At 48.0% G+C, this 7,422-nt stretch carries 6 protein-coding genes and 1 pseudogene; 3 read left to right on the forward strand and 4 right to left on the reverse strand.

What is annotated here, in order from left to right:
• Positions 1-82 precede the first annotated feature (82 nt).
• The 4 genes from DDE80_RS13160 to recU form a co-directional block, all read right to left on the reverse strand.
• Positions 83-877, reverse strand: coding sequence for a phosphoadenosine phosphosulfate reductase domain-containing protein (locus tag DDE80_RS13160; protein ID WP_235612344.1), 795 nt, complete (start codon positions 875-877; stop codon positions 83-85).
• A 128-nt stretch (positions 878-1,005) separates the two neighbouring features.
• The gene (locus DDE80_RS13165) at positions 1,006-1,512 is read right to left on the reverse strand and encodes a sensor histidine kinase (protein WP_108308355.1); all 507 of its coding nucleotides are present in this window, start codon (positions 1,510-1,512) and stop codon (positions 1,006-1,008) included.
• Positions 1,513-1,618: 106 nt separating this feature from the next.
• Positions 1,619-4,228 (reverse strand): transglycosylase domain-containing protein, encoded by a 2,610-nt coding sequence (locus DDE80_RS13170; RefSeq protein WP_108308356.1) that lies wholly within the window; start codon positions 4,226-4,228, stop codon positions 1,619-1,621.
• Entirely contained in the window at positions 4,221-4,832 is a 612-nt protein-coding gene (recU, locus tag DDE80_RS13175) for a Holliday junction resolvase RecU (RefSeq protein WP_108308358.1), read from the reverse strand. Before recU ends, DDE80_RS13170 begins: the two co-directional genes overlap by 8 nt.
• A 119-nt stretch (positions 4,833-4,951) precedes the next feature.
• Here recU and DDE80_RS13180 point away from each other — a divergent pair, with 119 nt between their 5' ends.
• From DDE80_RS13180 to DDE80_RS13190, 3 genes and pseudogenes are all read left to right on the forward strand, one after another.
• Entirely contained in the window at positions 4,952-5,296 is a 345-nt protein-coding gene (locus tag DDE80_RS13180; RefSeq protein ID WP_108308360.1) for a YppE family protein, read from the forward strand.
• A 13-nt stretch (positions 5,297-5,309) separates the two neighbouring features.
• A pseudogene (locus tag DDE80_RS13185) lies at positions 5,310-7,109 on the forward strand (DEAD/DEAH box helicase); the annotation flags it as partial.
• Between the two features lie 147 nt (positions 7,110-7,256).
• A partial coding sequence (locus DDE80_RS13190; RefSeq protein WP_201261524.1) for a transposase occupies positions 7,257-7,422 on the forward strand: 166 nt, incomplete at its 3' end.

Genomic DNA, 7,422 nt, shown 5'->3' on the forward strand with positions numbered 1-7,422 from the left:
TTATGTCTATATTTTACCAAATTCTTTGGCTAAAGCCAACCGAAATTCATCTCCCACCTACTCATTGGTGCTATTCGCACCTTCACACTCCTTGAGGTTGGGAGACTTCTTTCGGAAAGTCGTTAAATTTCGTGCGGAAGCGTTCTTCCATCGCTTCTTGTTCGGCGTATTGCTCGGGCCAAACTTTGTAAAGTAAGGCGTAGTGACCGAGCCCTCCGCGTACGCAGCGTCCTGAACAGTTGGCGTGTGAGAAGCCAAGCCCATACATGCGCGGTAACGCAATGCGCCACTCATCGCGAATGATCGCTTTTGCGTCAAGGTCTTCGGTAAAGGTTTCGAGCATCGGGAAGCGGGTTTCAATCGGCTCGATCGGGTTATGCTCATAAAAGTTTTTTAAGTTGACCGCTCGGTGTGCCTCGTGTCCACCAATGCCAAAGTACAAAATAGGCTCGCGCAGTTCGTCATCGCGTAGCTCTTCTAAAAAGATAAGCGTTTGGCGTACTTTGAGTTCTTCAGAACATTTTGCCATGCGCGAGTTACCTAAAAACTTTTGTTCAAAAAAGACTTCCTCTGGTGTGCGCCCGTCAATGCGATATGTAATCGGCAAGCCGATATACTCCGCTACTTCCTCCATAAAGCGGTAGTTGTCCGCATCTTCCCATAAGGTGTCTGTAAAAAATAAAATACAGTTTTCTTTACCGTATTTTTGAACGATATAATACGCTACATAAGCAGAAGCCGCCCCGCCACTAAACATCGCGACATGTACAGGCTCGCGTTTATGCGTGCTCACGGGTGCAGGAGCAGAAAGCGCGCCTAATGCCCCTTTTTTGCTAAGCTGTTTTTTTGTTTTCACGTTATTGCTAAAAATCGTCATGTCAAAACCTCCTATCCTCTACAATTATAGCCTTGTCTATATGGAATTTCATCCTAATTTATACATCTGTCGCACGCGCGCTTAGCTACAAAAAAACAACACCCCCCGTAAATAGGGGATGTTGTCGGTTAAGTAAGCGGTAGCGTAAAGCTAAAGGCGGTGCCTTCGCCTGGTGCCGTTTTAACGGATAGGCCGCTTCCGTATTGTTTTTTAAGACGCAAATGGGTATTGCGAATGCCAATGCCCGTCTCTTTAGAGAAGTTGCGCGTCAACAGCGTATCGGCAAACTGCTGGGCCATACCGATGCCGTCATCTTTCACCGTTACGACGCCTTCAGGGCTCACGCGAATGGTAAGGGTACCTTTTGCTTGTTTGGCAACCCCGTGGCGAATGGCGTTTTCGACGAGCGGCTGAATGGTTAGCGGCAGCACCGTCGTTTGTAGCGGGGCAATGTCCCACTCTCCGTCAAGCGTCACTTTACGCTGATCATCGAAGGGAATGTCGCGTAAATCCAGTTCGCCGTCGATGGGGTAAGGTTGTTCGCTTGGACTGAAATAGGCATTCCATGCGAGACGTGCGCTAAATAAAATAAGAATAAATGCAAAAATAATTGTAATCGATTTCCAGTTACGCATATGTTGCCTCCTCGTCTTAACTATTATCGACAGGGGGAAGCGAGTGTTTAATTATTAGCATTATGCAAAAAAATCCCAAATGTGAGGTGCACATTTGGGACTTTCGTTAGGATTGTGTCGGAGGTGCTGGCGGTGTTTGCTGCGCCTCTGGTTGTTTTGGTGGTGTCGGTGTGGCAGGTGGTGTCGTACCGCCATTATTGCCACCTGGTGCAGGGGCGTTGCCATTACCGTTACCCGCATTGCCATTGTTGCCGTTATTGTCTGGTGGTTGTTCGGTGTTACCGTTGTCCTCAGGCTTTGTCGGTTCCTCTGGTGTTTCTGGTTGCTCCTCAGGTTCAGGTGTTGTTGGTTCTTCGACTTCTGGCGTTTCAGGCTCTGCTGTCGTTACCGTTACCGTAACCGAACCAGCTGGGCTTCGCTTGCCATCCACAATTGCGACAACCGTTACCGTATAGCTGTCAGCTGTACCAGATACTGTCGTTGTAAAGCTGTTATCTTTTGTCGTCGTAACGTTCATGCCGTCAACCGCGACTTCAAAGCTTGCGTCTTTACTGCTATGCGTCCAGCTAATTGCGAGCTGTGTCTCTTCTAATGTTGCCGAAACGCTCGGTGCTTCTAACGCTTCCTCTTTTTCTTCGTAATTCGTTGATACTTGCGTTGGCTCTGTGCCGCTGACAAATAGCTCGGTGCGACGCTTATCAGCTGGTGTGCCCGCGCTCGCTAACTGCACAGGGTTAGTGCCAACTTCGATGGTAGCTTCGACAACAGAGCTTGGCTTCGTGAAGCGGCTCGGGTTATCGGAAATGCTACCCATAATTTCGCTAAATAACACTTGTGGTAAGTTACGTTCTTCCCAGCTTGTCATTGCGTCCGAACGTTTTTCGTAACCGCTCCAAATTGCAATGGCGTACTGCGTCGTATAGCCCGCAAACCACGTTTCAGGTACAGCGTCGCTACGTAAGCCGTAACTGCGCAGCTCATCGTCAGAGTAGTTAGTCGTACCTGTTTTACCTGCAACATCAATGCCCGGTACGTTAGCGAGTGCACCTGATGCACCTGGTGTACCGTTAACTACATCGCGCAGCATATCCGTTACCATATAAGCAGTGTAGTCGCTCATCGCAACGTTGGATTTTGGCTTAAACGATTTTTCGGTTACGCCGTCGCGGTAGACGATTTTTTCGATGGCATACGGTTTATGGTATACCCCTTCGTTACCAAATGCGGCATAAGCGCCTGCTAATTGTGTAGTAGAAACGTTGGCCATACCGCCACCTAGGGCATCTGACTCCACTAAATGATTATCTTTTGGCGTGATGCCAAGCCCTTTAATAAAGTTAAGGGAATTATCAGCCCCTACTTGTTGGAACGCTTTAACCGCTGTCGTATTACGCGACATATAAAGCGCTTGACGCATCGTTAACGTGCCGAGGTAGCTCATATCTACGTTGTTGACGCTCATGCCGCCACTATACGTCGTTGGTTCGTCGACGAGTGCGTGACCGGTTGACCAGTTTTTATATTCAATAGCTGGGCCGTAAACCGTCAGTGGCTTCATCGTTGACCCTGGTTGTTGAATGGAGTCCGTTGCGTAGTTAAAGCCGCGCTCTGCGCCGTAATGACGTCCGCCACCAATCGCTTGGATGGCACCTGTTGTCGTATCTACTACGGTTAAACCTGATTGGATTTTTTCCGTAGGGAATAGCTCGTCTGTATTAAGTACGCGCTCAACTTGTTGCTGGGCGTTTGGATCAAGCGTTGTATAAACGGTAATGCCTTCAGCAAGTGCTGTGCCTTCGCCGTTTTCTTCTAGCTCGCTAATGACTACATCAAGGAAGGCATCGTATTTTGAGCCGACAACAGCGAGGCGTTGCTCTTCGGTCGTTAAGCCTTCTGTAATGCTTGCTTGCTGCGCTTCTTTCATTTGTGCCTCTGTAATTTTACCGTGCTGTGCCATTAAGCTAAGCACGATATCGCGGCGGAATTTAGCATCCTCAGGAAACTTCAGCGGGTTGTAGCCATTTGGTGCTTGTGGCATCCCCGCAAGTAAGGCGCGCTCTGGCAAAGTGAGTTCGCTTAACTGTTTATTGTAAAAATATTTTGCGCCTGTGCCAAAGCCGTAAATGCGACCTGACATTAACACTTTATTAAAGTACATCTCAAAGATTTCCTCTTTGGAGTAAGCGCGCTCTAATTGAAAGGCAAGCCATGCTTCTTGCGCTTTACGCTTTAATTTTTTCTCGTTTTGTAAAAATGAGTTTTTGACGACTTGTTGGGTGATGGTACTCGCACCTTCTGCCCCGAAGCCGCGCGTAAAGTTGGCTAAAATGGCGCCACCTAAGCGGTAAAAGTCCATGCCGCTATGTTCAAAGAAACGCACGTCTTCTGTCGCGATAATGGCATCGACCATTTCTTGCGGGATGTCTTCATATTTAATATACTCACGGTTTTCGGCACCGATCGTCGCAAAGACATCGCCGTTTTTATCATGAAATACCGACGACAATGGGTCTTTTAATAAATTTTCGTCAAGCTTCGGGGCAGAGCTTACGTAATACGCAAAAAGCCCAACGCCCGCTAGCAGCATGACGACGCCTAGCGCTACTAAGGATAGGAAAATTTTTTTAAAGAGCCCTTTACGCGCAGTTGGCGGTTTTTCGTTTTTTGTTCGTTTTCGTTTGTGTGCATCTGCACGTGACCGTTTTTGTTCAGTCATGTCGTGTCTCCTCACTTTCTAGACTACGTAAACAGGCGACGTAGTCGATGCGTGGCATATAGCCAGCGGGTAGTAATGTGCCGCTCGTCTCAAATTGACGAAGCGGAATGGATTTGCGACCGCCTTTTTGCATCGCTTCCCAGTAGGGCACGACCGCCTCATACGGCATAAAATACGTGCGCGCTAATATGGAAAAGCGGATGATAAAAAAGACGATACCTCCGTGACGTGCGACAGCCGCCATATGTTGCATCTGATGCTCGTGAATGTTGCTTAGTGGAAAGGACGTTTTATTTTTCGTTTCCTTTGCTTCAAAATCAATAGCCTTGCCTTGCCAAACGCCGTTGTAGTCGGTTGTCGACGGCGTGCGAAAATACGCTTCTCTTATGACCGCGGCACTACGCGCGGGATAGTCGACTTTAACGATTTGGACGGGCACAGGCTTTTTGTGAATGATCGCGATGTCGTGTGCGAGGTAGTAGCGATTCGTTTCGTTGAGGTCATCCTCTAGCGATTGTCCGCGGTTGCCATACGACATCTTTTGTGCGGCGGGCGCTGTTGTTTCGGCTTTGCGAAAAGGTTTGCCGTTCGGATAACGGATCATTAACTCATCTCCTTATAGTGCTAGCATAGCGCATTTCATCGAAAAATCGTAACAAAAAGTATAGCGGTTGTAAAGAATATACGTTCGATATATGATAACAAAAAGGAAGGTGTGACAAATTGCAATTACAACAACAAACGACCGCGCTTATCGACCTATGCGAAACGTGTTTAACGCGTTTTACGACGATGCGCGAGATGGATCAATCACCCGATTTTTTTGAAGACGTTAAGCCGTATGCGGATTACTGGCAACCTAAAGTTGATGCGTGGGCAGACGAGGCTGTCGCATGGCTCACTGCGCACCCACAAAAATATGTGCACGCTGTACAAATTGCATCGGCACGTGAGCAATTAAATCAAGTCATTGTGCAATCTTTTTATAAAGAAACGAGTAAAAAGCGCTTTACCGATACGGTTATTGCGGCTCGTTATACGTTAAATAACTTCCGCAAACACTTATAGAAAGGAGCGGCTTATGCAAAAACAAACGATTGCGGCGCTACTAGAAGCGTGGCAACAAACGCATCACGATACGATTCGCCACATTAAAACGCTACCTGAAAAGCCCGCGCGCTACGACGCATTCCCTGAAGCGATGCACCCTTCGCTCGTGCAAGCGCTCCATGCACGCGGCATCGACAAGCTGTACTCGCATCAGCGCCGCGCATTTGATCTAGCGATGACAGGTACGTCATTCACCGCCATTACGCCGACCGCTTCTGGCAAGTCGTACTGTTATCATTTACCTGTTTTACAGACGATTTTGCATGATGACAGTGCCCGCGCGCTATACTTATTTCCGACTAAGGCGCTCGCGCAAGATCAGTTAACGGACCTTACCGCCCTTATTGAAGCGACCGAAGCGCCCATTTTAACGTATACGTATGACGGCGATACCGCCCCGACGCTGCGCCAAAAAGTGCGTAAAGCCGGGCATATTGTCATGACGAACCCTGATATGTTGCACGCGGGTATTTTGCCGCATCATACGAAATGGGTGGCACTTTTTGAAAACTTAAAGTTTATCGTCATTGATGAGCTTCATACGTATAAAGGGGTGTTTGGTAGTCACGTGGCGCATGTGTTGCGTCGTTTGCAGCGCATCTGTGCGTTTTACGGCGCGAACCCTACAATTATTTGCACGTCGGCGACCATTCAAAACCCGAAAGAATTAGCGGAGCGTTTAACGAATACGCCGCATGAAATTATTGCTACGTCTGGTGCGCCTGTTGGCAAAAAGACGTTTGTCTTTTACAACCCGCCGATTACCAATCCGGTATTTGGCGTGCGCAAAAGTGCGGTGCTTGAAGTGAGTGACCTGGCGAAAGAGTTGTACAAAGCAGGCATTCAGACCATTGTTTTTGCGCGCAGTCGCGTCACTGTCGAGCGCATCGTGACGTATTTACAAGCGCTCACGAAACATAAAGTGAACGACGATTCTGTCATGGGCTACCGCGGTGGCTATTTGCCGACGGAGCGCCGTCAAATTGAGCGCGGCTTGCGAGAAGGGCGCATTCGTACGGTAGTGAGTACCAATGCGCTTGAGCTTGGTATTGATATCGGGCAGCTGCAAGCTTGCATTATGACGGGCTACCCAGGGACAGTGGCGAGTGCGTGGCAACAAGCGGGGCGTGCAGGGCGCAGGCAAGACGATGCGTTAATCGTTTACGTAGCGCAGTCAACCGCACTTGATCAATACATTATGGCGCATCCCGATTTTTTACTCGGGCAGTCGCCAGAAGAAGCGCTCATTTATCCCGAAAATATGATGATTTTAATGGACCATTTAAAATGCGCAGCGTTTGAGTTGCCGTTTTCGACTGACGATAGCTACGGCGAGTATGACGTGCAAGAACTGCTTGCGTATTTAGCAGAAGAAGGCGTGCTCGTTAAAACGAGTGAGCAGTGGTACTGGATGAGCGACCGCTTCCCCGCACAAACGATTAGCTTGCGTGCAGCCGCACAGGAAAACGTCGTCATCATTGACCAGTCGGTAACAGGCAGCGCGCGCGTCATCGGTGAAATGGACCGCCATAGTGCGATGACACTCCTTCATGAAGAGGCCATTTATTTGCATCAAGGCGTGCAGTACCAAGTGGAGCTGCTGGACTGGGAAGAAAAGAAAGCGTTCGTACGCGAAGTGGAAGTGGACTATTACACCGACGCCAATTTAGCGGTGGAAATGAAAGTGCTTGAACAAGACAAAATGCGCACGTTTCACGCGGTACAAGCGGGCTACGGCGACGTTGGCTTAGTGGCACAGGCGACCATTTTTAACGTCTTTCCGAAAGAAGTCTCCCATCCTCAAGGAATGTGAAGGTGCGAATAGCACCAATGAGTAGGTGAGAGATGAATTTCGGTTGGCTTTAGCCAAAGCTTATAATATAATCAGTCTTAGATGTAACAAAGGATTGATATCACAATGAAATTAGATAGTAATAATCATTCAGTATTCTTAATGCATTATCATCTTGTACTGGTTGTGAAATATCGGATACAAGTTTTTGACAATGAATTATCTGATTTTGCAAAAGAAATGTTCATTAAGATTGGAAGTAAATACAACATTTCTTTAGTGGAATGGAATC

The sequence above is a fragment of the Metalysinibacillus jejuensis genome (assembly GCF_003057615.1).
In the GTDB taxonomy this organism is placed as follows: domain Bacteria; phylum Bacillota; class Bacilli; order Bacillales_A; family Planococcaceae; genus Metalysinibacillus; species Metalysinibacillus jejuensis.

Excerpts from the sequence above, each read along its gene's own strand:
- DDE80_RS13160 (WP_235612344.1), bottom strand. The coding sequence starts at position 877 with ATGACGATTTTTAGCAATAACGTGAAAACAAAAAAACAGCTTAGCAAA.
- DDE80_RS13170 (WP_108308356.1), bottom strand. The coding sequence starts at position 4,228 with ATGACTGAACAAAAACGGTCACGTGCAGATGCACACAAACGAAAACGA.
- DDE80_RS13165 (WP_108308355.1), bottom strand. The coding sequence starts at position 1,512 with ATGCGTAACTGGAAATCGATTACAATTATTTTTGCATTTATTCTTATT.
- recU (WP_108308358.1), bottom strand. The coding sequence starts at position 4,832 with ATGATCCGTTATCCGAACGGCAAACCTTTTCGCAAAGCCGAAACAACA.